Origin of the sequence: Bacillus sp. PK3_68 (assembly GCF_003600835.1) — a bacterium.
GTDB lineage: Bacteria > Bacillota > Bacilli > Bacillales > Domibacillaceae > Pseudobacillus.
Genome location: NZ_NQYC01000001.1, coordinates 1,806,866 through 1,829,505, shown reverse-complemented (window position 1 = coordinate 1,829,505; position 22,640 = coordinate 1,806,866). Strand labels below are relative to the sequence as shown.

Below are 22,640 nucleotides of genomic sequence, written 5' to 3'. Positions count from 1 at the left end.
TAAACATTTTAATTGATTATAAATGATGAGAGGGGCCTTTATTATGACAGCAACAGAAAAATTAGAGTTTAATTCTACACAACCTTATTCACGTTATGTGGATCCAGCGGTGTTCAAAGAAGAAAGAGAAAAGATATTTTCTAAGAATTGGATTTTCATTGGTCATGCGAGCCAGCTGGCAAAGCCGGGTGACTTTCTGACGATGGATGTGGCGGGAGAGCCAATCATTGTAACACATGATAAAGATGGTGAATTGCGTGCTTTTTATAATATTTGTCCACACCGTGGAATGAAAGTGGAGCAGAAGGATCAGGGCAACAAAAAAATATTGCAATGTAAGTATCACGGCTGGACATTTAAATTAGATGGGAGTGTCAACCGAGCACCTAACTTTAAAACAACTGAGCTGGGAGCACACAGCTGTATGAAGTCAGTTCGTTTGGAGGTACATCATTCCTTAGTTTTCGTTAATTTGGATGAGCAAGCACCATCGATGTCAGAAGCTTATCAAGAGTTTTTAGGAGAGATGGCGAAGTTCTCCTTCTTTGATTCAGTGAAGCTGATTAGAGAAACACGCCGTGTTGTAAAGGCAAACTGGAAGGCCGTTGTTGACAATTATCTTGAGTGCGATCACTGTGCCATCGCTCACCCGGGATTTGCTAAGTCCTACGACTTATCGAATTTCTGTACAACGGCACACGATAAATTTACTCATCAATATATGGCAGCCAGTAAAGGTGCTGACGAAAGTGAGCTTGCTCGCTTTTACTGGATCTGGCCGAATATGATGATCAATGTCTATCCGGGAGATGGCAATGTTAACACGATTCAAGTTGTTCCTTTGGATGAAGGCACTTCACTTGGAATCTACCGGGATTATTCAATTGATGAAACGGCTACAGCAGAGAAAGAAGAATATTTCAAATTTGTGGATCAAGTAAGGCTGGAAGACTTTGAACTAGTGGAAGAGCTACAGAAAGGCTTGGGCTCCAAAGCATTTGCAAACGGAATCTTTTCTCCAACTGAAAATGCGGAGGAATATTTTCATCAACTTGTTGACGCAGCCTTGAAGAGCGAATAATCGACTAATAGTTGAGATTGATTAAATCGGAGGATAAGAACATATGGACCAAGGTAATAAAATGTATGACATCACAATTATCGGGGGAGGGCCAGTAGGATTATTCACCGCTTTCTATGCGGGGATGAGACAGATGTCTTGCAAGATCATTGAAAGCTTGCCGCAGCTAGGCGGCCAGCTGTCGGCCCTTTACCCGGAAAAATACATTTATGACGTAGCCGGCTTTCCTAAGGTGAGAGCTCAGGAGCTTGTCGATAATTTAAAAGAGCAAATGAATCAGTTTGATCCGACCGTCTGCCTCGAAGAAGCAGTCGAAGGACTGGAAAAGCAGGAAGATGGTACGTTCAAGCTGACAACGAACGCGGGTACGCACTATACGAAAACAGTGATTATTACAGCGGGAAACGGGGCGTTCCAGCCGAGAAAGCTGGAGCTTGCCGGCTCGGAAAAATACGAAGGAAAGAACCTTCACTATTTTATCAACGACCTGAACCAGTTTGCCGGAAAGAAAGTACAGGTCTTCGGTGGCGGCGACTCGGCGGTGGACTGGGCGCTGATGCTGGAGCCGATCGCCGAGCAGGTGACCATTGCCCACCGCCGCGATAAATTCCGTGCCCACGAGCACAGTGTGGAAACGATGAAGAATTCTTCAGTCAATATCAAAACGCCATTTGTGCCGACTGAACTTGTTGGGGAAGAGAGAATCGAACAGGTCATTCTCCAGGAAGTGAAAGGGGAACAGCAAGAGGTGATCGAGGTCGATGATGTCGTCGTTACTTACGGATTTGTTTCTTCCCTCGGTCCCATTAAAAACTGGGGACTAGACATTGAGAAGAACAGCATCGTCGTCAATTCTCGGATGGAAACAAACATCCCGGGGATTTACGCAGCGGGAGATATTTGTACGTATGAAGGAAAGGTGAAGCTGATTGCGAGCGGCTTCGGCGAAGCGCCGACGGCTGTCAGCAACGCGAAAGTATACATTGATCCAAAAGCGAAAGTACAGCCGTTACACAGCACAAGTATAATGGGCGAAACAGAGAAAAACACTCAGAAGGTTTTAAGTTAATAAAGATATGTATTTATAGCGCGGGGGAAAACCCGCGTTATTTTTTGCTTTTATATGAAAGGCGTAAGTTCATAGGAACAAGGTGAACAGTTATTGATTTTAATTTTCTGAAAAATCAATTAAGATAAAGAAGAAGGGACAAATACATGACCAGGGGATGAGAGAAATGAATGTACCGCTTATAGTTACGCAATTTCTTGATCGGGCTGTTACTTATTATGGAGAAAAAACAGCTGTCATCACTCCAACAGATTCGCTCACTTATAAAGAATTGTTTGCAAGAGTTCAGCGCTTATCACGTGGCTTAAGAGCAGAGGGCGTCAAAAAAGGGGACAGAGTAGCCTATCTTGCTCCCAACTCGCTAGAAATGCTGGAGGGATTTTATGGAGTATTCCAGCTGGGGGCAGTCATGGTACCGCTCAATATTCGTCTTAAACCAGAAGATTATATATTTATCCTTAATCATAGTGAAGCTAGAGTGCTTTTTGTAGATGATGATCTTTATTCGCTCATTGAACCGGTAAAAGAAAAGTTGACAACTGTTGAAAAAATTATTGTGCATGATAAGAGCAAGGGGTGTCAGGAGACTGACTACAATGAATGGCTTGCACGGTTTTCCGAAACTGCTTTCGAAAGAGCCGATGTCGAGGAGGATGACCTCGCCAGTCTGTTGTATACGAGCGGAACAACAGGCAACCCTAAAGGAGTGATGCTCACCCATCGCAACAATTACCTGCATGCGATGTCTTCCATGCATGCAATCCGCGTGTCAGACAGAGACATTTATCTGCATGTTTTGCCAATGTTCCACGTAAATGGATGGGGAGCGCCGTTTTATTATACAGCTAATGGCGCTACCCATATTTGCTTGAAGAAAACAGATCCGAAAACCATTTTTGAAGCAGTTGCCGATCATCATGTAACCGTGATGCATATGGCTCCAACAGTCTTGAACAGTTTGCTGCAATACAATGAAGAATACAAACCGCATATCAAGCAAAAATTACGTGTTGTCCTCGCTGGATCTGCACCGCCGCCAGCTTTTGTTGCCCGTGTGGAAGAAGAGCTTGGTTGGGAGTTTCTGCAAGTATACGGAATGACAGAATCCTCCCCGCTCAGCACCTATTCAGCGATTCGGCCTCAGTGTGACGGATTGCCTTTAAAGGAAAGATACCGAATGAAAGCAAAAGCCGGTTTCGCGATGATCGGCAATGAGGTGCGCGTTGTAGATGAGTTTGGAGAAGAGGTGCCCCATGATGGACAAGCGATCGGTGAATTAATTGTCCGCAGCAATGGCGTGATGAAAGGATATTGGAAAAATGAACAGGCTACGATGGAAGCCATCCGCGATGGCTGGTTATACACGGGAGACATGGCGACGGTAGATAAGTATGGGAACGTCGATATCGTTGATAGAAAGAAAGACGTCATTATTAGCGGCGGTGAAAATATTTCTTCTATTGAGGTAGAGGGAGTATTGTACGAGCATAGTGATGTTTTAGAAGCAGCTGTTGTAGCCGCTCCCCACGAGAAATGGGGAGAAACACCACACGCTTTTGTGGTAAAGCGTCCTTCTTCGAATATAACAGAACAAGAGTTAATTGATTTTTCGAGAAGCCGGCTCGCTCATTTTAAAGCAATCACTGGGGTGTCATTCGTAGAAGAGCTGCCCAAAACAGCATCTGGGAAAATTCAAAAGGTTCATTTGCGAAATGAGTATTGGAGCTCTGCAGGCACATCCGGCCGCTTCGTTAATTAATAGAAAGAGCTTGGACCATTAGTGGTCCAAGCTCTTTGCCATTAGTTCTTCAGAGATTCTCCTAGCGCTTCTCTTTTTTTATAAAACTCTTTGAGGAAGCTTTGCTCATAAGCATAGCCCGCACGGATCAGCGTCTGTTCATTGAACGTTGCAGCTGCTAGCTGTAATCCTACGGGAAGTCCTTTTTCTGTCAAGCCGCTCGGAATAGATAGAGCAGGCTGTCCGGTTAAATTAAAGACAGACGCATAACGGATCATCGCATCAAAGATCGGTTCCCTTCTGCCGGCGATTTCAAATTCTTCTACACCAATTTTTTGGGCAGTATCCGGCAGTGTTGGTGTCGCTAATACATCAATTTGTTCGAATAGCTGTTCAAATTGCTCTGTAATATCTGCCTTTCGTTTGATTGCTTTAATATAATCCAACGCAGAGAAGGATCGGCTTGCCTCCAGAGCTGCACGAACATCAGGGCCGAATTGGTCAATCGCATGATGCAAACTATTTTCATGTACGAATCCTGCTTCGGAAATGGCAAGAGTGAACACTAAAGCAAGATCTTCAGCTGTAAATGGCACCTCAATGTCAATCAGCACAGCTCCGAGGCTTGCTAAATTATTAAGGGCCTGTTTGTAGAGAGACAGGCTTTCTTTATCTATATACTCGTTAAAGTAATTGGACGGCACGCCGACACGGAGGCCACGAATGTCCTCCTGTAGATTTTCTGAATAAGAAAGACCTGTTAAGGCTTCCATCATAATGGCTAAATCATCCACGTTTTTGGTCAATGGCCCGACATGATCGATTGACCATGAAATATTCTTCACGCCAGTCGCATCAACGAGATGGTATGTAGGCTTCAAACCGATCACACCGCAAGAAGCCGCTGGAATACGGACAGATCCACCCGTATCCGTGCCGATGGAGGCAGCACATAAGGAGGCGGCAACTGCTGCTCCAGACCCACCGCTGGACCCGCCTGGTGTGTATTCTCGATTCCACGGGTTCCTTACCGGTCCGTAAAATGGATTATTCGATGTAATGCCGAATGCATACTCATGCATATTGGTTTTGCCCAGATTGACGGCTCCTTCCCGCTGGAGAATCTGGAAAGCGCCAGCATTGGTATCCGGAATAAAATTTTCTTCGATTTTCGATCCGCTTGTTGTACGAATCCCTTTCGTGTATAAGTTATCTTTATAAGAAAGGGGAATGCCTTCTAATATTCCTGTTAATTCATTGGCTAAAAATTTTTTCTCTGAAATTTCCGCTTGTTTTAAAGCCTGTTCAGCACAAACTGTGATATAAGTGTTCAAGTCTTGATTATGATCGATCCGCCTCAAGTAATAATTAGTGACTTCAACTGGTGAGAATTCTTTGTTTTGATAATGAGCTTTCAGTTCACGAATCGTTAAATTTTTCATGGTTCCTCCCCCTTAATTGTTATATCCCTACCTCCATTATTTTATCATGAAATAGTTTCAAAAAATTAAATATTAAAATAAACAAAAAAGAATGAAACTTTTTTGCCCAGTTTTTGTCCATTTTTTGATACAGTAGAAGTGAATACATAACAAGGGAGAGATGAGGAATGGAAAAAGCAGAGAAACAAACATTATTTAAAGAGGTAATGGGGAATTACCCAACGGGTGTAACGATTGTAACAGGGGTAACCGAAGATGGAACACCTGTTGGGTTGACTGTGAATTCATTTGCATCTGTTTCACTTGATCCATTGATGGTGCTGTGGTCAATCGATCATGGTGTATCAACAATTAAAGCATTTACTGAAGGAGGCAAATTTGCCGTGCATGTGCTTGCCGGTGAGCAGCAGGAGCTTTGCAAAACGTTTGCCACTAAAGGTGTGGACCGCTTCAGTCAATGCAAATGGAAAATGTCCGAAAATGGGCTGCCGATTATTGAAGGAGCATTCGGTGTATTTGAATGTGAAACATTTCAGGCAGTCGAAGCAGGCGACCATACTGTCCTGATTGGCAATGTAACCGACATTCATCTCGATAAAGGAAAAGATCCAATGCTGTATCATCGCCGCTGCTTTGGACCAATCCCAGCAGAATTTTATACTGAATAATACTTCCTGTCCGTTGCTTACTAGCAGCGGACAGTTTATTTTGAAAAAAGATCCGTTTGACATCAAAGAAAAACGGTTATATAATAAATCTCGAAATCGAGATAATTTGTAAAGGAATTGATAATCATGGCTTCAGCTGACCAACAAGACTTATCTTTGAAACTATTCGTTGTATTATCTCGGGCTGTACAATCCGTAACGAAACGAGTAGAAGAAGATATAAAAAATTATGGACTGAATACAACTGAGTTTGCAGTACTTGAACTGCTGTTCAGCAAAGGGGATCAGCCCATACAGAAAATCGGCGAGAAAATATTGCTTGCAAGCAGCAGCATCACTTACGTTGTTGATAAATTAGAGAAAAAACAACTGCTCGTGCGGAAACCATGTCCAACAGATCGACGTGTCACGTATGCTTCTATTACCCCTGAGGGCCAGGAATTAATGAGTACTATTTTTCCTAAACATAAAGAGGCCATTCAGGAAATATTCGGTGGATTAGATGCTAAAGAAAAAGAAATAATGATCACCCAATTAAAAAAACTAGGTTTTTACGCGCAAGAACTTTAAATAATTTTTTTAACTATATATCTCGAATTCGTAATATATGAAATGATAATAAAAGAGGAGGAAATAAAATGATGAATGCAGGGTTATTAATAATACGTTTAGCTATCGGTCTAAGCTTTGCCGGACACGGGGCACAAAAATTGTTTGGGTGGTTTGGAGGCCATGGAATTAAAGGAACGGGAGGTTTCTTTGAGTCTATAGGAATGAAGCCGGGAGTAACGATGGCTGTTTTAGCTGGATTGGCAGAATTGATTGGCGGAGCACTATTTGCTTTAGGACTGCTTACACCGTTAGCAGCTGTCATTATTGCTGGAACGATGGTCGTCGCTATTCTAAAAGTGCACGGACCAAATGGTTACTGGGCTACTGAAAATGGCTATGAGTATAATCTGATGATTATAGCAGTAGTGATTGGTGTTGCCTTAATCGGTTCAGGCCAATATGCATTAGATGCCATTATTTTTCAAGGAAATTAAACTAAACACGTAATAAGAGGAGGGGGATCAAATGATAACAATTTATCCAGCAAGCTCACGCCATACAGCAGATCACGGATGGCTGAAGAGCCATTTCAGTTTTTCCTTTGCGGAATATTATAACCCCGAAAATATGAACTTTGGACCGATGCGAGTGCTAAATGATGATATTGTCAAACCCCATCGAGGATTTGGGGCTCATCCGCATCGTGAAATGGAAATCGTGTCAATTGTTTTAAGTGGGTATTTAAAGCATGAAGACAGTGCGGGACATACGGCGACAACAACTTTTGGAGGCGTCCAACGGATGTCAGCAGGAACAGGGGTGATTCATTCGGAAGTTAATCCTTCTTCTGATGAAGATGTAAACTTTCTGCAGCTATGGTTTGAACCGAAAGAAAATGGTTTAACGCCTTCCTATGAGCAAACAAATTTTGATGTGGATCAGTTGAAAAATCAGTTGCTTCCTATAGTAAGTCAAGAGCCTATTTCCGAACAGACCGCGTATATCCACCAGGACTTAACAGTTTATTTATCAGATTTAGAGAAAGGTCAGGAACTCACATTTACGCAAAAAGAAGGACGTCGGATCTTCTTGTTTGTGATTGAGGGAAAAGTTATGATAAACGCTGAAGCCGTCTTACACCAGCGTGATTCTGCCCGCATAACAGAAACGGGCACTTTACAAATAATCGCAGAATCTGACTCGCGATTTATGCTAATCGATCTACCGTAAAGAATGAGAGAATGATTTTCAAAAGGGGAGCCTAAACGCTTAAGCAGGGCTCTCCTTTTGATATTTAATAAGCTCTATGCAGCTGTGGGAACTTTTTCTTTCTTAGTGCGGAACGCAACAAAAAATTGAACGATCATGCATGCGAGATTGATGGCAATCAATCCGATGACAGAGAATAAAAAACCTCCGGTTGCATCATGAATCCACCCGATCAAGATCGGTCCTGTTGCACTAATAATATAGCCTGCTGACTGAATCAGCGCTGACCAAGCAGCAGCTTCTTGTCCGCTTGTAGTTGCATCAATTGGCAGCAGCAAGTTGAGCGAAAATAAGGAAGCTGCTCCAATTCCAAGAAAAATAGCGGCTACCCAAGGGAATATTGCAAGGTACACCATGAGAAAGCCAATGAACTCTACGCCAGAAAAAAGCAGCAATAAGAAGAGACGGGAAGGATACTTTTTAATAATAAAAGGAAGTAGCAAATTTGCGGGAATTTGTACAACCGCAAAAATAGTTAGCGCATTGCCGGCATAGCTTTCACTGTAACCCATGCCTTGTACAATCGGAGGAAGCCAGGCAGTGATCGAAAAAAAGATCATTCCTGACAGGCCAAACGACCATATCAGCAGCCAGGCCCTTGGATTTCTCCAAGGAAGGGCAGGGGACGGCTGAAAGGCGGAATTGTTTTTTGAATGATTAACCTGCCGTAAAACCAAAAGCCACCAGAGTGGAATGGCGATTAAAGCCAAAACAGTCCAAATGCCAAGCGCAGCTCGCCAGGAATGCAGTCCGCTTTGAAGCGGCGCGGCTAAGCCGGATGCAAGAGCGGCTCCCATCGTCATAGCAACGGAATAAACACTAATCATTTTCGGTACCTGGTGAGGGAAGTGGCGTTTAATAAACCCGGAAAGCAAAGGGCCCATAATAGCGGCGCCAATGCCGATTACGAATGCGGTAAAAAGTAAAAAGAAAACCGAGTTCGTAAAGAAGCGTAAAAATGTGCCGAGACCAACTAGGAGGAGAGCACCTCCTAAAACCCGTTCCATGCCGATACGATTTCCCAGTTTGGCTGCTGCTGGCGAAAAGATTCCCATGCAAAGGACAGGAATGGAAGTTAGTAAACTTGCTGTTGAAGCGCTAATTCCTAAGTGGCTTCGCAATGACTCCAACAAAGGGGAAATGGAGTTGATTGCAGGGCGCAAGTTTAAAGAAGCCATAAAGAGAGCGAGCGCCATCAGAGTGGCCCTAAATCTTTTCATTTTCTTCACACCTTTTCTTACTCATTTAAGCTCAAGGTTACCTGAAGATAAATGATTGGACAATTCAATAAAAACTATTATAATCATTTAAAAAATCAATGATATGAGGAGAAAGGCCGGCATGGAACTTAGACAGTTAGAATATTTCATGACTCTTTGTGAAGAGCTTCATTTTACAAGAGCATCAGAGAAAATTGGGATTTCTCAACCAACACTTAGTTTGCAAATACGAGCGATAGAACAGGAGCTGGGAACTCCGTTATTTGACCGTATTGGAAAGAGAATTGCTCTAACAGAAGCTGGAGCCATTCTTCTCAAGAATTGCAAGGGAATGTTTCGAAACCTTGAAAATGCCCTTCACGAGATAGAGGAACTTCGTGAATACCAGGGAGGCACTGTCGCGGTCGGCGTTTTGCCGGCAGAGCTCGATTACCGATTTACTCCTTTATTCATCGATTTTTACAAGAGATTTCCTAACATTCACTTAAATCTCTCTGCATCTACTGTTGAAATTACTAAGCAAGTACTTGATAACGAAGTGGATATTGGGATTACACTGCTTTTATCACAGGACAGCCGTTTAGTCAGCCTCCCCTTTATCGCGAAGAGTATGTGTTAGTCGTTTCAAAAAACCATAGGTTAGCTAACCGTCACTCTATCCGTTTAGCAGAGTTAAGAGACATGCCGATGGTGATGTATGCTAAGCAATTTTTAGGAAGGCGACTATTAGAGGATCACTGTCAAAAGCATGGCATTCAACTAAACACAGTGGTAGAAACAACGACGGGACCTTCGCTTTTCCGTTTTGTTAAAGAAAATATCGGGGCGACTCTCCAGCCACTGCCGCTCTCCCAATCGCTAAATGATCCCAGTTTGTGCTTAGTTAGGGTGAGCGATGACCCTCCTGTACGAGATATTGGGATTATTTACAGGGCGGATAAGTATCTAGGATTTGCGGTGCGGAAGTTTATTGAAACGATGGAAGAAAAGTTAAAAAGCCCGTGATCCTTCTGACTTTTGGAACAGCCTGATTTTTGGGCTGTTTTTTAGTTATTATGTATAGGCATTTTGTCGGCAGGAGAGCTTCATTAAAATTGTTTTAGGAATTTTTCGTTTGATGTTTACTTATTTTCATAGATATGATAAGTTTGCCAATGAACCAATCATCCTACAAATTTGAGGTGTAGACATGAACATTGAAAAAGCGAACCGTATCTCACTTGTGGATCAAGTCGCAGCACAAATAGAGGAATTAATTGAGTCCGGTGCTTGGCCGGTCGGCACGAGGCTGCCTCCGGAAATGGAATTGATGGAACAATTTGAAGTGAGCCGCAATACACTTCGTGAAGCCATACGCGCACTTGTGCATAGCGGTCTTTTGCAGACAAGACAAGGAAGCGGCACTCATGTCTGTTCGACGAGCGCCCTCGGCGTGGCTATTGAACGGCGGGTAAGCAAGTCGGATTTGCAGGAAACCTTGGAGGTCAGACATGCACTTGAACGGGAAGCAGCCCGGCTGGCGGCTGTTCGGCGAAGCGATGAAGATGTCAGAAAGCTGAGGTCTTATTTAGATAACTGCCGTCAGGCGATTAATGACGGGGATCAGGAAGGTTATGCAGAAGCAGATATTCAGCTTCATCAAGCTGTTGCTGCAGCTGCTCATAACCGCCTGCTGATTGAATTATATGAGCATATGATCGATGCCTTGCATTCATCTGTGCGCAATCTTGTTGAGCTTTCCTTTTGCACAGCTACTCATCAGCATATTCATGAAAAGCTCGTTGAGGGCATCGCGACACAAAATGAAGAGGCGGCAGCAGAAGCTGTTAATGAATATATGGTTTACTTAAAAGATTTGCTGTCTGCCGGTTTGGAGGAATAAGAATGGGAGAACCACAAGCAATCCAATCTATTGAACAAAATCATGCATCAAGAAGATGGAAAGTCGTTTTTTTAATCGTGGGGATTATTTTGATCGGTGCCAACCTTAGAGCACCTTTAACTTCTGTCGGACCCCTCGTACCAGCTATTCGGGAGAATCTTGGAATATCAAATGCTGTTGCTGGCACGATTACGACGCTTCCTCTGCTTGCCTTTGCTTTTCTATCGCCGTTTGCGCCAAAAATCTCTCGGCGGTTCGGAGTCGAACTGACATTATTTGTCGCTTTAATTGCTTTGGCAACAGGAATATTGCTCCGTTCCTCCGGGGGAGTAGCAGCCTTATTTGCAGGGACAATTTTACTCGGATTAGCGATTGCTCTTGGCAATGTGTTGCTGCCTGGCTTTATCAAACAACATTTTTCTGAGCGTCTTGGTGTGATGACAGGCATTTATTCCGTTTCCATGAATCTCTGTGGCGCTATCGCCTCGGGCCTTAGTGTACCGCTTGCTGCCAGCGCTGGTTTTGGCTGGTCAGGCGCTCTCAGGGTATGGGCAGTATTAGCATTCATTGCTGTTTTCTTTTGGTTGCCGCAGCTGCGTCGTAAAAAACAAACAGCAGTGCCAGGAGGCAATCGCTCAGGCAGCCGGTTATGGCATTCTCGTCTTGCCTGGCAGGTTACTTTATTTATGGGATTACAATCGTTAATCTTTTATGTAGTAATTACCTGGCTGCCGGATATCTTACAGCAAAAAGGAATGGATGCCGGATCAGCCGGCTGGATGCTGTCAATGATGCAATTTTCTGTTTTGCCGTTTACATTTATTGTGCCGGTGCTGGCAGGCCGGCAGGAAAACCAACGTGGGATTGCAGCTGCCACGGCCGTCTTATTTACGGCCGGACTGATTGGCATACTGTTTGACGATAGTGCCCTTTTGCTGCTATGGGTGATTTTTACCGGTATTGGAGCAGGATCTGCATTTAGCCTCGCTATGATGTTTTTCAGTCTGCGTACGAAAAGTACACAGGAAGCGGCAGAGTTATCGGGAATGGCGCAGTCATTCGGGTATCTTCTGGCTTCTGTTGGACCGGTTTTGTTCGGCGGATTGCATGATCTTACCCATAGCTGGACGATTCCTTTAACCATGCTGATTGCGGCTTCAGTGCTTATTTTTGTCACTGGCTTATCTGTCGGGAAAAAGGGGTACGTTACTTCGTCTGCCCAAAAGTAAAGTGGTGAAAGCTCAAATTTAACTATAATCAATCTTTGAAAGAAGCTTAGGATGACCAGTCTTTTCATGGTCATCCTAAGCTTTTTTATTATAGTGCCTCTCAGATGATCCAAGCCATACAGCGCCTGCCATGATAAAAAAAGTAAGCATAAGCAGTGGAATAGTATACCCGGAAGAATAGTCTACAAGCCATCCGAATAATGAGGGAGAAACAACAATAAACACTTGATTTAACGTTAAAGCAAAACTCACTGTTAAGGTGGAGAATTCAGTGGTTGATTTTTCCGAGACGAGCACGATGAACAGGCTGAACCAGCCGATTCCCAAGAATCCTATCCAAAAGCATAGAAGGTTAATTGCCCATAAAGGGAGATAAGATGGCAGAAGAATAAGACCCAATACAGCCATAGCAGAGGCCCACATCGTTAGTTGCAGGGGCTTGCTTCGATTTCCTTTAAATACATGGTCGCTGATCCAGGCCAAAATAATCCGGCCAAACATTCCGCCAGCCAACGCAAAACTTAAGAAAGACCCTGCTGTGCTAAGCTTCACATGCAAAGTGTTCGTAAAGTAGCTCATTAAGTGGGCAACAAGGATAATCTGCAAAGAAACCATAATCATGCCAATGAAAAATACAGGATAAAGACTAGTGTTACTTTTAATTGTATTGATTTTTTCCATGAAGCGGTGTTTTTTGCTGCCATTCTTTCCATGCTTAATATCTTTGTAGAATAAAAGAAAGACTAAACCACCTGTTATAGCAACGGCTGATTGTGCTGTTATGACGGCGGTGGCCCCATTGTAATAAAACAAGAAAGGAAGAATCATTGAAGCGACGGCCCCGCCGATAGGGATTCCCGTTTGCCTGATGCCCATCGCCAGTCCGCGGTGCTGCTTAGGGAACCATTTCATAATAGCACTGCTTCCGCCGGGCTGGGCGGTGCCGTACCATAAGCCGACAATGGCCAAAATGATAAGCAGTAAAACATACTGATCTGTTAAAGAAGCAGCTAAAATACTGCAGCCCAGAAACACAGCGCCTAAACCAACGACCCACTTCTCTCCGTGTTTCTCCATTAAATCTCCAAAGAATAGCATAGAGAAGATCGGACCAGCGTTTACTGCGGATACTAACAGGCCAACTTCCAATTGTGAAAGCTCATATTCTCTTTGATAGAAAGTTGCCAGCGGACCTATCCCGTAAGTGACAAATGTGGCACAGGCTTGAGCAAGAGTAGCAATGAAAAGAATAAGCCACTTGTAATTTTCCTTCTTTGCAAACAACATCACTTTCTCCTTTAAAAACCTCAGATTTAAATAGTGTCTCTATCATAACGTATGGAAAGTAAGAAGAGCTATTTATTTCTTGAACAGCCAAGATGGCTAAACTTGTCTTTTTTTAATAGAAAATGTCTGTAATATTACTTTGACAGACAAAGTAATATGAAGTATATTGTAATTGTAGGAGGGACGCCTAATGAGTGCGAAAATATCATCTGATTTAATCAGAGGCCATACAGATACGATCGTCCTTGGAATTTTAAAAGAAGGGGACAGTTATGGATATGAAATTTATAAAAAAATTATTGAGAAAAGCGAAGGGCAGTACGAATTAAAAGAGGCAACTCTTTATTCCAGTTTTAGAAGGCTTGAACAAGAGGGCTGTGTCACTTCTTATTGGGGAAGCGAGACACAGGGAGGCAGAAGAAAATATTACAGTATTACTGCTTCCGGTGAAACGCTTTATAAACGAAACTGTGATGATTGGGAGTTTACCAAAGAAGTCATCGACAAATTATTGTAGAAAGGCTGTGAAAAAATGAAGAGCAGGATCAAGGAATATATTGAACAAGTATTTGCTGATTTTCCTCCCTCCAATCAGCTTAATGAATTAAAGGAGGAAGTAGAGGTTAATCTGCAGGAGAGGATTCAGGAATTTACTAATCAGGGGATGAACGAAGAAGAGGCGTTTCAGAAAGCAATCAGCCAGCTTGGCGATGTGACGAAGGTAGCTGAAGACATCGGCATAAAAGCTCATTATGAAGTTATTGATCATATGTATAATAAAAAACCGCTCCCTAAAGTCCATGTGTTTGGCTATGTCATTAGCATTGGAATTTTACTGTTCGGGATGATTACGGCACTGCTTGTCCATTTGCGGATGGAAGAATACTACATTACTATTTCCACCTTGTTTCCATTTGCCCTTGTATCGATCAGTGCGCTTGTTTATTTAGGGTTGACTCAAGAAACTCCACATCATTTTGGAATGAGACCGATCCGGGCAGCAGGCTATACAGCAGCGACGGGAGTTTTACTGTTTGGCTTATTTACCGCTGGTATTGTTTATTTTCAAGGGAGTGTAGAAAATGGTGAGTGGGTTGCTACGTTGCTTCCATTTGCTATTCCTTCCATCTGCCTTTACGTGTTTCTTGGACTGACAGAAAAGGACCGCAGCAAACACGACCAAGAGTGGATGAAGTATACAGCCAAGTATTATAATCCGGAATATCAAATGATACGAGGGAGTATCTCGGGTGCTTTATGGATTTTTGCCTTTGCTACCTTTCTTCTCATTGGTTTTATTATTAGTTGGAAGTACGCGTGGATCGTATTTATTTTTGCGACAGGTGTAGAGGTATTGATCGGAGCCATTCCTTTCAAACAGAAAAAAGCTTTATAAATAAAAACGCGAAGAGTTAAGTGTCTCTTCGCGTTTTTGTTCTACATCTTTTTGTGCGCGTCTGGTTTTTCAGAAAAAACTATTATCTCTAAAATCTCCAGTTTCTCCCCTATAATAATAACAATTAAACAGTAGATGGGAGAAGGGAGAGGTTAGATGAAAAATGTTGTAATCATTCTGTTTGGCTCATTTTTAGTAGGAGTCGCTTACAATTTTTTTCTCATCCCGCACGAGATATTAAGCAGTGGGCTTAGTGGGGTAGCAATTATGTTTGGTCTGATCACTCCTTTAAATACAGGCGTGGTAAACCTGATTTTGAATTTGCCGCTTCTAATTATTGGGTTAATCAAGCTTGGAAGGCGCTTTATCAGCTACACGATTTTATCAGTAGTCACGATTTCATTCAGTCTCTATGTGATACCGATTGTTGAAGTGTCCACAGAGCCTATCTTGTCCGCACTGTTCGGCGGAGTGATTACGGGAGCCGGCATTGGGCTGATCTTCCGGGCTTCTGGTTCATCAGGTGGATTTGATATTATCGCCATGCTTTTGACAAGGAAGAAAGACTTTCCGCTTGGCTCGATTTTAACAGCTATGAATGCTGTAGTCGTCCTGGCTTCTGGATTTATCTTCAGCTGGGATGCTGCGCTCAATACGCTGATTGCCATTTATGCGACAGGAAAAGTGGTTGACATGATTCATACTAACCATGTCAAGCTAACATTAATGATCATTACTGCCAAAGGGGAAGAAGTGAAAGGAAAGCTTCTGGCAAACTTGTATCGCGGTGTTACGCTAATGAACGGAGAAGGAGCCTACACGGGTGAAGGACGGTCCATACTCGTGACGGTTATTACGCGTTATCAGCTTACTGATGTAAAGAAAATGATTCATGATGCTGATCCTGGGGCCTTTGTTAATGTTACCCAGACGGTTGAAGTTGTTGGCTCATTTCACCGGCCTTCCTAGAGAAAAAACCTTTTCCTAACAGGAAAAGGTTTTTTTTATGTTTCCAGGATTACTCACCGCCTGGGGCATTTACTGACTGCTTGTGCACGGACCTGGTGACCGTGTTTATGCGCCTAGCTCATCAAATCGCTGCAATATTCGCGGATCAGCTTCGACGCTTTCGTCTGACTGATGCCGAGGTCATTGGCGACTTTTCGTGATGATTTATACATCTGGTAAGATCTTCTGATGAGAATCCGTTTTGTCTCATCCAATGCCTGGTCGAGAGTGTGGGGAAGAGAAAGCTGGGTAAGAGGCCCGGCGTTTTCCGTAATCATATCAGGCAGGTCAGACACTTGAATGACAGAGTCGCTAATCACAACTAGCCGTTCAATGAGATTTTCCAATTGTCTCACGTTGCCTGGCCATGGATAATGAATCAAAGTATTGAGACATTCTTCTGAAATGACTTTGTTCGTATGGTATTTTTCGTTAAACTTATTTAAAAAATTATATGTCAGTGGAATCACATCTTCTTTTCGCTCGCGGAGCGGTGGCAGATGGACATCAATCACATTTAGACGATAAAACAAATCTTCGCGAAATTGTTTGTCCTTGACCATTTGGACTAGATTCTGATTGGTGGCAGCAATAATGCGGATATCGACTTTTTTTGTTTCACTGCCGCCAACAGGGATAAATTGCTTATCCTGAATAACCTGAAGCAGTTTAGCTTGAAGAGCAAGAGGCATTTCGCCAATTTCATCGAGAAACACAGTGCCGTTGTCCGCCGCCTCGACCAAGCCGGGCTTTCCAGATTTGCTGGCGCCGGTAAATGCCCCTTTTGCATAGCCAAATAGTTCGGATTCAAGTAACTCTTCTGGAATAGCAGCACAATTGATTGTTAAAAATGGCCCGTTTTTCCGCTGGCTAATTCGATGAATAAAATGGGCAAGCACTCCTTTTCCTGTGCCTGATTCTCCCTCAATCAAAATCGTTGAATCTGTAGGTGCTACTTTTTCACAGAAGGAGATGATTTGTTTAATCTTTTCGCTATTTGTAATGATCCGCTCTGCTTCTTCTTCAAAGTGAGTTATATTTGACTCACCTGCTGCTTCTTTCGCTTTGAACATTTTATACGTTTGTGATTCTGTTGACGTTATGACAACAAGTTCAATCTCCCCTGCTTCATTTAAGAGCGGAATAGCAGATGTGAGCAGTTCTGCACCAATATATGTTTGCTGTTTCATATAGCATGGTTTCTTTCTTTTATACACCTCAGGAACAATAGAAGGTTTCCAATACCCTTTTTCGAACAATTCAATGTTATATTTACCGATTACATCGGTGGGCTTTAATCCATAATGACGTTCACACGCCTGATTAACATAAAGAATCCGCATTTCACCATCAAGTACAAAAATCTCATCGGAAGAATGATCGAGTATTTTTAATAACGTCTCCAGTGTCATCTCAACGCTGTTTTTTTCTTCTGCATGTTTCACAGGCATTCCCCCTTTTGTAAATCAAGTGAGTTATATTTGACTAACTATTCTTAACTTTGAGTTAAATATAACTCAATTTAAATCAAAATTGAAAGAATTTTCGTTATTTTTTTATCGTTTTCGCTAATTTTAGAAGTTGGCATTGGAATTGCATATATACAACCAACAGGCAGTCAACACTGTCTTGAAATATCCGTTTATTCCAAAGAGGCAGACTCAAGGAGAACTATTTTTGTAGTAGAGGGGGAATGACGATGAAGCAACAGCCGGAAATATTTGATATTACAATTATTGGCGGCGGCCCGGTTGGGTTGTTCACCGCTTTCTATGCGGGAATGCGTCAGGCTTCAGTTAAGGTGATTGAAAGTCTACCACAGCTTGGCGGCCAGTTATCCGCTTTATATCCTGAAAAATATATTTATGATATTGCTGGCTTTCCAAAAGTACGTGCTCAGGAGCTTGTTGATCAATTAATCGAGCAAATGAATCAATTCGAAACGGCAGTATGTCTGGAACAGTCAGTGGAAAGCATCGTACGAACAACAGATGAAGTGCTCGCTATCACAACGAATGAAGAAACCCATTACTCAAAAGCAATTATTATCACAGCTGGAAATGGAGCTTTTCAGCCACGTAAGCTGAAACTTGAAGGCGAAGAAAAATTTGAAAGCGCTAACCTTCATTATTCCGTTCAGAATTTAAATCAGTTTGCCGGAAAGAAGGTAGTGGTATTCGGCGGAGGGGATTCAGCCGTTGACTGGGCGATGATGCTTGAGCCAATCGCAGAAAAAGTAACGCTCATCCATCGTAGAGATAAGTTCCGTGCTCATGAACATAGTGTAGAGCTGTTAAAACAGTCAAAGGTCGACATTGTAACACCGTATGTGCCGATGGAACTTATTGGCGAAGAAAGAATTGAAAAAGTCATTGTGACGGAAACCAAGAGCGGTGAACCACTTGAAATTGAAGTCGATGATGTACTCGTTAACTATGGTTTTGTCTCGTCCCTTGGACCAATTAAAGAGTGGGGACTTGAAATCAAAGGAAATTCTATTGTAGTAAATTCTCGGATGGAGACAAATCTGGAAGGTATTTATGCCGCTGGAGATATTTGCACCTACGAAGGAAAGGTCAAGTTGATTGCCAGCGGTTTTGGAGAAGCACCCACAGCTGTCAGCAACGCGAAAGTGTATATTGATCCGAGCGCAAAAGTACAGCCGCTCCACAGTACGAGTGTGATGGGCGAAAAAAACAAAAGTACCCATTCTGTGTAATAGCGAAATCAAGTAGCAGGAAGGAGACGAGTAGTGTTGGCTAAATACACGATAGTAGACCAGGAGACGTGCATTGCCTGCGGCGCCTGCGGGGCAACGGCTCCGGAGCTGTTCGATTACGATTATGAAGGACTTGCCTTTGCTGTTCTTGATAACAATGAAGGAGCAATGGAAGTACCAGAAGACCTTGAAGAAGATTTAGAGGATGCGCTTGATGGCTGCCCGACAGACTCTATTAAAGTGGCTGAACAACCTTTTGCGTGTAAAAAGGCAGAAGTCAGCTGAAGGGCAAACGTCTTTCTCCAAAACGAAAGCGCTTTAAAAACAGTCCAGGCTGATTCAATTAACACAATTTATTTTACGGGGGAGAATGAATAATGGCTTATAATAAAGTAGAAAACGCGACGAACCGGACATTTGAGAGAACAATGACTTATGATCTGTATACAGATCCAAAGGTATTGGATAAGGAAATGGATCTTATTTTCTCAAAATCATGGCAGCTTGTCGGGCATGTCAGCCAACTAGAAAAACCAGGCTCTTTCTTTACGACGGAAGTAGCTAAAGAACCAATCATCGTTGTTCGTGGCCAGGATGAAGTAATTCGCGCCTTTTACAATGTTTGTCCACACCGTGCGACGAAGCTTGAACAGAAGGAAGCGGGGAAGAAGAAAATCCTTCAGTGCGGCTATCATGGATGGACGTTCAAGTTGGATGGAAAGTTAAATAAAGCGCCGAACTTTAGAGGGGAAGACGCTGCTTGTGTGCAGGATGCTTGCTTGCGTTCTGTGCGCATGGAAATTTTGGAATCTTTAATTTTCGTTAACTTGGATGATCAAGCAAAGCCGCTCAGTGAATCTTATGGGGATTTCTTTGAAAGATTGAGCAAGTTTCCTTTCTTGAGCGAACTGAAAAGAACCGGTCAAAAAACACGTGTCATTAAAGCTAACTGGAAGGCATTCATTGACAACTATTTAGAATGTGACCATTGCCATGTAGCTCATCCAAGCTTCGTTGCAACACTGGACATGGATGATTATCAAATTATTACATGTGAGAACTACTCTATCCAAGGATCCATTGTAAAGCCTGATAAAAATTATGGTGAAGCGGATTTGAACAAGGCGGAAATGCAGGGTGGGACCTTTTACTGGTTATGGCCAAATTTAATGGTTACGATTTATCCGGGACCGGGAAATATGGCAACGATTCAAATGCTGCCAATTGACCATGAAAACACATTGGCTGTTTACACGTATTACTTCCGCGATGAAAACTTGACTCAGGAAGAAAAAGACTTAGTTGCTTTTGCGGAACAGGTTCGTCAGGAAGATGTGGACTTAGTAGAGCTGGAACAAATCGGTTTCCGGTCTCGTGCGTTTAATAAGGGCAAATATTCTTCTTCGGAAAAAGCGATCGTTCAATTTCATGAAATGGTATTGGAGGCCCTCAATGAGTAAATTAACGAGTAAAGAAAATTCTGTTAAACAGTTTCTTTTGATCAATGGTGAAAAAGTAGAAGCGCCGGTATACACCCCGCTCTGCTCTCCTTATTCCGGGGAGGAGATTGCCCAGATTGCTATGGCCGACAGAGAGCTGACAAAGCAAGCCATTACAGCTGCTTATCACGCACGTGAAGCGATTGGAAAAATGCCTGCTTATCAACGGGCGGAGATCTTGGAGAGAGTAGTTGCTCTTTTAAAAGAAAGAGCGGATGAAGCAGCTGAAATTATTTCTCGTGAATCAGCTAAGCCCATTGTCTTCGCTAAAGCAGAAGTAGCAAGAACGATTGAAACCTATAAGTTTTCTGCGGAAGAAGCCAAAAGAATTCATGGTGAAACGATTCCTTTTGATGCGGCTGCGGGCGGTGTTGGCCGGATCGGCTATACAGTAAGAGAACCGATTGGAGTGATCGGTGCTATTACACCGTTTAATTTTCCACTCAATTTAGTTGCACACAAGGTCGGTCCTGCCATCGCAGCCGGTAACACAGTCGTATTAAAGCCAGCTTCACAAACTCCACTTTCTGCTCTTTTCATCGCAGAGCTCTTCGCAGAAGCTGGTCTTCCAGCCGGCGTGCTAAATGTGGTAACGGGACCGGGAGGAACAGTGGGAGATGCCATTGTTGAAGATGATCGTGTTAGCATGGTGACTTTCACAGGAAGTCCAAGTGTGGGTATTAGCATTCGCAGTAAAGCAGGGTTGAAGAAGACAACGCTTGAGCTGGGCTCTAATTCAGCATTGATCATCGATAAAGATATTCAGATCAATGACATCATTGACCGCTGCATCATGGGAGCCTTCTCCAATCAAGGCCAGGTATGTATTTCCCTGCAGCGTGTCTATGCTCACGAAGAAGTGTACGATGAGTTTACTGCGAAATTTACAGAGGCGGCAAAGAAATTGAAAGTCGGTGATCCGCTTGATTCCGATACGTACATTTCCGCTTTGATCGCAAAAGGGGAAGCAGAGCGCGTGCTAGAGTGGATCGAAGAAACAAAAGGAAGCAGTGCCCAGATAGCAGCAGGAGGTAAACTGCAAAACGGCATTTTAGGGCCAACCATCATTACAGGGGCGGAGCATAAGTTGAAGGTATCTTGCCAGGAAGCGTTTGCTCCGGTTGTCGTTGTTAATAAAGTAAGCAGTATCGAAGAAGCGGTGGAATTAGTAAATGATTCCCGCTATGGACTGCAGGCAGGAATTTACACAAATAATATTAAGAATGCTTTGTACGCTTCACAGGAGCTGCATGTTGGCGGTGTCATCATCAATGATGTGCCGACATACCGTGTAGACCAGATGCCGTACGGCGGTGTGAAAGAAAGCGGCACAGGCCGTGAAGGCATTAAGTATGCAGTGGAAGAAATGACTGAAATGAAATTAGTCGTTTGGAACCAAAGCTGAAAGAACGAGGGAGATTATCGTGAAAACATTTAAAATAGCGGTGATTGCCGGGGATGGCATTGGACCGGAAGTTATTAACGAAGGGGTTAAAGTATTAAATAGAGTAGCTGAACTTGATTCAAGTTTTCAGTTTGATTTTACTTACTTTCCATGGGGATGCGAGTTTTACGCAGAAAATGGCAAAATGATGGATGATGACGGAATTGAGCAGCTAAAAGAATTTGATGCAATTTATTTAGGAGCCGTTGGTTTTCCTGGAGTTCCCGATCACATTTCACTCTGGGATTTACTATTGAAAATCCGCAAAAGTTTTGATCAGTATGTGAATATTCGTCCCGTTAGACTGCTGAAAGGGGCACACTTGCCGCTTGTTGACGTGAAACGCGAGGACATTGATATGCTGTTCATTCGTGAGAACAGTGAAGGAGAATACTCGGGTGCCGGTGACTGGCTATTTAAGGGGCAAGAACATGAAGTAGTATTGCAGAACAGCGTGTTTTCCCGTAAAGGAACAGAAAGGATTATCCGCTATGCATTTGAAACAGCAAAGAGAGAAGGAAGGTCTCTTACAAGCATTTCCAAAGCGAACGCCTTGAATTATTCCATGGTTTTCTGGGATCAGGTATTCGATGAGGTAAGCGCGGAATATCCGGAAGTGGAGACGGCGTCCTACCTGGTTGATGCAGCTGCCATGCTGATGATCAAGGATCCGAAGCGTTTTGAAGTAGTCGTTACATCCAATTTATTTGGGGATATTTTAACCGATCTGGGAGCCGCTCTTGCCGGCGGTATCGGGCTTGCTGCAGGGGCCAACATTAATCCTGAGCGTAACTTCCCGTCCATGTTTGAGCCGATTCATGGATCGGCTCCGGATATTGCAGGACAAGGTGTCGCAAATCCACTGGCATCTATTTGGTCTGCGAGTCAAATGCTTGACTTTTTCGGCTATGAGCAATACGGCCAAGCAGTATTAGCTGCCGTTGAACAATTACTTTTAGAAGATAAAGCGTTAACGCCTGACATGAACGGAACAGCCTCTACGTCCGAAGTAGGGGACCGGATAACAGAAATTATCGCTTCATTAGTTCCAGCAAAATGATTTTTAGATAAATAAAACAGTATCGCCTGGGGAAACTTTCCTCGGGCGGTATCGCTATATTTTTTTGAAATTTCTTA

The 22,640-nt window shown here is 43.1% G+C and carries 21 protein-coding genes and 1 pseudogene; 18 read left to right on the top strand and 4 right to left on the bottom strand.

What is annotated here, in order from left to right; all coding sequences use genetic code 11:
- Positions 1–43 precede the first annotated feature (43 nt).
- From CJ483_RS09590 to CJ483_RS09580, 3 genes are all read left to right on the top strand, one after another.
- On the top strand, positions 44–1,081 hold the full coding sequence (locus tag CJ483_RS09590; RefSeq protein ID WP_259455601.1) for an aromatic ring-hydroxylating oxygenase subunit alpha: 1,038 nt from the start codon (positions 44–46) through the stop codon (positions 1,079–1,081).
- A gap of 43 nt (positions 1,082–1,124) precedes the next feature.
- Positions 1,125–2,150 carry an NAD(P)/FAD-dependent oxidoreductase gene (locus tag CJ483_RS09585; protein WP_120034375.1) on the top strand — a complete coding sequence of 342 codons (1,026 nt, stop codon included), beginning with the start codon at positions 1,125–1,127 and terminating at the stop codon, positions 2,148–2,150.
- Positions 2,151–2,316: 166 nt separating this feature from the next.
- On the top strand, positions 2,317–3,909 hold the full coding sequence (locus tag CJ483_RS09580; protein WP_120034373.1) for a long-chain-fatty-acid--CoA ligase: 1,593 nt from the start codon (positions 2,317–2,319) through the stop codon (positions 3,907–3,909).
- A 41-nt stretch (positions 3,910–3,950) separates the two neighbouring features.
- Here CJ483_RS09580 and CJ483_RS09575 read toward each other — a convergent pair whose 3' ends face one another.
- The gene (locus CJ483_RS09575) at positions 3,951–5,330 is read right to left on the bottom strand and encodes an amidase (RefSeq protein ID WP_120034371.1); all 1,380 of its coding nucleotides are present in this window, start codon (positions 5,328–5,330) and stop codon (positions 3,951–3,953) included.
- Positions 5,331–5,497: 167 nt separating this feature from the next.
- Here CJ483_RS09575 and CJ483_RS09570 point away from each other — a divergent pair, with 167 nt between their 5' ends.
- The 4 genes from CJ483_RS09570 to CJ483_RS09555 all read left to right on the top strand — a co-directional run bounded on the left by CJ483_RS09570 (position 5,498) and on the right by CJ483_RS09555 (position 7,780).
- On the top strand, positions 5,498–5,998 hold the full coding sequence (locus CJ483_RS09570) for a flavin reductase family protein (RefSeq protein ID WP_120034369.1): 501 nt from the start codon (positions 5,498–5,500) through the stop codon (positions 5,996–5,998).
- 126 nt (positions 5,999–6,124) lie between these two features.
- Positions 6,125–6,568 carry a MarR family winged helix-turn-helix transcriptional regulator gene (locus CJ483_RS09565; protein ID WP_120034367.1) on the top strand — a complete coding sequence of 148 codons (444 nt, stop codon included), beginning with the start codon at positions 6,125–6,127 and terminating at the stop codon, positions 6,566–6,568.
- A gap of 68 nt (positions 6,569–6,636) precedes the next feature.
- On the top strand, positions 6,637–7,044 hold the full coding sequence (locus CJ483_RS09560; protein WP_120034364.1) for a DoxX family protein: 408 nt from the start codon (positions 6,637–6,639) through the stop codon (positions 7,042–7,044).
- 31 nt (positions 7,045–7,075) lie between these two features.
- Complete coding sequence (locus CJ483_RS09555; protein WP_120034362.1) at positions 7,076–7,780, top strand: pirin family protein; 705 nt, start codon at positions 7,076–7,078, stop codon at positions 7,778–7,780.
- Positions 7,781–7,854: 74 nt separating this feature from the next.
- Here CJ483_RS09555 and CJ483_RS09550 read toward each other — a convergent pair whose 3' ends face one another.
- Complete coding sequence (locus CJ483_RS09550) at positions 7,855–9,039, bottom strand: MFS transporter (RefSeq protein WP_120034360.1); 1,185 nt, start codon at positions 9,037–9,039, stop codon at positions 7,855–7,857.
- A gap of 103 nt (positions 9,040–9,142) precedes the next feature.
- Here CJ483_RS09550 and CJ483_RS25720 point away from each other — a divergent pair.
- The 3 genes and pseudogenes from CJ483_RS25720 to CJ483_RS09535 all read left to right on the top strand — a co-directional run bounded on the left by CJ483_RS25720 (position 9,143) and on the right by CJ483_RS09535 (position 12,150).
- Positions 9,143–10,044 (top strand): annotated as a pseudogene (locus CJ483_RS25720) (LysR family transcriptional regulator).
- Between the two features lie 184 nt (positions 10,045–10,228).
- On the top strand, positions 10,229–10,921 hold the full coding sequence (locus CJ483_RS09540; protein ID WP_120034358.1) for a FadR/GntR family transcriptional regulator: 693 nt from the start codon (positions 10,229–10,231) through the stop codon (positions 10,919–10,921).
- Positions 10,922–10,923: 2 nt separating this feature from the next.
- Positions 10,924–12,150, top strand: a complete 1,227-nt coding sequence (locus CJ483_RS09535; RefSeq protein WP_120034356.1) for a CynX/NimT family MFS transporter — start codon at positions 10,924–10,926, stop codon at positions 12,148–12,150.
- 75 nt (positions 12,151–12,225) lie between these two features.
- Here the strand turns inward: CJ483_RS09535 and CJ483_RS09530 are convergent, their stop codons facing one another.
- Entirely contained in the window at positions 12,226–13,437 is a 1,212-nt protein-coding gene (locus tag CJ483_RS09530; protein WP_120034354.1) for an MFS transporter, read from the bottom strand.
- A 190-nt stretch (positions 13,438–13,627) separates the two neighbouring features.
- On the opposite strand from CJ483_RS09530, the gene CJ483_RS09525 reads away from it, so the two are divergent.
- From CJ483_RS09525 to CJ483_RS09515, 3 genes are all read left to right on the top strand, one after another.
- Positions 13,628–13,954, top strand: a complete 327-nt coding sequence (locus CJ483_RS09525) for a PadR family transcriptional regulator (protein ID WP_120034352.1) — start codon at positions 13,628–13,630, stop codon at positions 13,952–13,954.
- 15 nt (positions 13,955–13,969) lie between these two features.
- Positions 13,970–14,833, top strand: coding sequence for a permease prefix domain 1-containing protein (locus tag CJ483_RS09520; RefSeq protein ID WP_120034350.1), 864 nt, complete (start codon positions 13,970–13,972; stop codon positions 14,831–14,833).
- Between the two features lie 156 nt (positions 14,834–14,989).
- Positions 14,990–15,802 (top strand): YitT family protein, encoded by an 813-nt coding sequence (locus CJ483_RS09515; RefSeq protein ID WP_120034348.1) that lies wholly within the window; start codon positions 14,990–14,992, stop codon positions 15,800–15,802.
- 113 nt (positions 15,803–15,915) lie between these two features.
- Here CJ483_RS09515 and CJ483_RS09510 read toward each other — a convergent pair whose 3' ends face one another.
- On the bottom strand, positions 15,916–17,286 hold the full coding sequence (locus tag CJ483_RS09510; RefSeq protein ID WP_481747712.1) for a sigma-54 interaction domain-containing protein: 1,371 nt from the start codon (positions 17,284–17,286) through the stop codon (positions 15,916–15,918).
- 254 nt (positions 17,287–17,540) lie between these two features.
- Here CJ483_RS09510 and CJ483_RS09505 point away from each other — a divergent pair, with 254 nt between their 5' ends.
- The 5 genes from CJ483_RS09505 (at position 17,541) to CJ483_RS09485 (ending at position 22,563) form a co-directional block, all read left to right on the top strand.
- Positions 17,541–18,560: an NAD(P)/FAD-dependent oxidoreductase gene (locus CJ483_RS09505; protein WP_120034344.1), complete on the top strand. Its 1,020-nt coding sequence runs from the start codon at positions 17,541–17,543 to the stop codon at positions 18,558–18,560.
- A gap of 36 nt (positions 18,561–18,596) precedes the next feature.
- Entirely contained in the window at positions 18,597–18,845 is a 249-nt protein-coding gene (locus CJ483_RS09500) for a ferredoxin (protein ID WP_120037897.1), read from the top strand.
- A gap of 92 nt (positions 18,846–18,937) precedes the next feature.
- Complete coding sequence (locus CJ483_RS09495; RefSeq protein WP_120034343.1) at positions 18,938–20,020, top strand: aromatic ring-hydroxylating oxygenase subunit alpha; 1,083 nt, start codon at positions 18,938–18,940, stop codon at positions 20,018–20,020.
- Positions 20,013–21,464 (top strand): aldehyde dehydrogenase family protein, encoded by a 1,452-nt coding sequence (locus CJ483_RS09490; RefSeq protein WP_120034341.1) that lies wholly within the window; start codon positions 20,013–20,015, stop codon positions 21,462–21,464. The genes CJ483_RS09495 and CJ483_RS09490 overlap by 8 nt, the downstream gene beginning before the upstream one ends.
- Positions 21,465–21,483: 19 nt before the next feature.
- Complete coding sequence (locus CJ483_RS09485) at positions 21,484–22,563, top strand: tartrate dehydrogenase (RefSeq protein WP_120034339.1); 1,080 nt, start codon at positions 21,484–21,486, stop codon at positions 22,561–22,563.
- The last annotated feature ends 77 nt before the right edge of the window (positions 22,564–22,640 follow it).

Bases quoted from the DNA above. Each gene is read 5' to 3' on its own strand.
- CJ483_RS09590 (WP_259455601.1), top strand. From the start codon at position 44: ATGACAGCAACAGAAAAATTAGAGTTTAATTCTACACAACCTTATTCA.
- CJ483_RS09585 (WP_120034375.1), top strand. From the start codon at position 1,125: ATGGACCAAGGTAATAAAATGTATGACATCACAATTATCGGGGGAGGG.
- CJ483_RS09580 (WP_120034373.1), top strand. From the start codon at position 2,317: ATGAATGTACCGCTTATAGTTACGCAATTTCTTGATCGGGCTGTTACT.
- CJ483_RS09575 (WP_120034371.1), bottom strand. From the start codon at position 5,330: ATGAAAAATTTAACGATTCGTGAACTGAAAGCTCATTATCAAAACAAA.
- CJ483_RS09570 (WP_120034369.1), top strand. From the start codon at position 5,498: ATGGAAAAAGCAGAGAAACAAACATTATTTAAAGAGGTAATGGGGAAT.
- CJ483_RS09565 (WP_120034367.1), top strand. From the start codon at position 6,125: ATGGCTTCAGCTGACCAACAAGACTTATCTTTGAAACTATTCGTTGTA.
- CJ483_RS09560 (WP_120034364.1), top strand. From the start codon at position 6,637: ATGATGAATGCAGGGTTATTAATAATACGTTTAGCTATCGGTCTAAGC.
- CJ483_RS09555 (WP_120034362.1), top strand. From the start codon at position 7,076: ATGATAACAATTTATCCAGCAAGCTCACGCCATACAGCAGATCACGGA.
- CJ483_RS09550 (WP_120034360.1), bottom strand. From the start codon at position 9,039: ATGAAAAGATTTAGGGCCACTCTGATGGCGCTCGCTCTCTTTATGGCT.
- CJ483_RS09540 (WP_120034358.1), top strand. From the start codon at position 10,229: ATGAACATTGAAAAAGCGAACCGTATCTCACTTGTGGATCAAGTCGCA.
- CJ483_RS09535 (WP_120034356.1), top strand. From the start codon at position 10,924: ATGGGAGAACCACAAGCAATCCAATCTATTGAACAAAATCATGCATCA.
- CJ483_RS09530 (WP_120034354.1), bottom strand. From the start codon at position 13,437: ATGTTGTTTGCAAAGAAGGAAAATTACAAGTGGCTTATTCTTTTCATT.
- CJ483_RS09525 (WP_120034352.1), top strand. From the start codon at position 13,628: ATGAGTGCGAAAATATCATCTGATTTAATCAGAGGCCATACAGATACG.
- CJ483_RS09520 (WP_120034350.1), top strand. From the start codon at position 13,970: ATGAAGAGCAGGATCAAGGAATATATTGAACAAGTATTTGCTGATTTT.
- CJ483_RS09515 (WP_120034348.1), top strand. From the start codon at position 14,990: ATGAAAAATGTTGTAATCATTCTGTTTGGCTCATTTTTAGTAGGAGTC.
- CJ483_RS09505 (WP_120034344.1), top strand. From the start codon at position 17,541: ATGAAGCAACAGCCGGAAATATTTGATATTACAATTATTGGCGGCGGC.
- CJ483_RS09495 (WP_120034343.1), top strand. From the start codon at position 18,938: ATGGCTTATAATAAAGTAGAAAACGCGACGAACCGGACATTTGAGAGA.
- CJ483_RS09490 (WP_120034341.1), top strand. From the start codon at position 20,013: ATGAGTAAATTAACGAGTAAAGAAAATTCTGTTAAACAGTTTCTTTTG.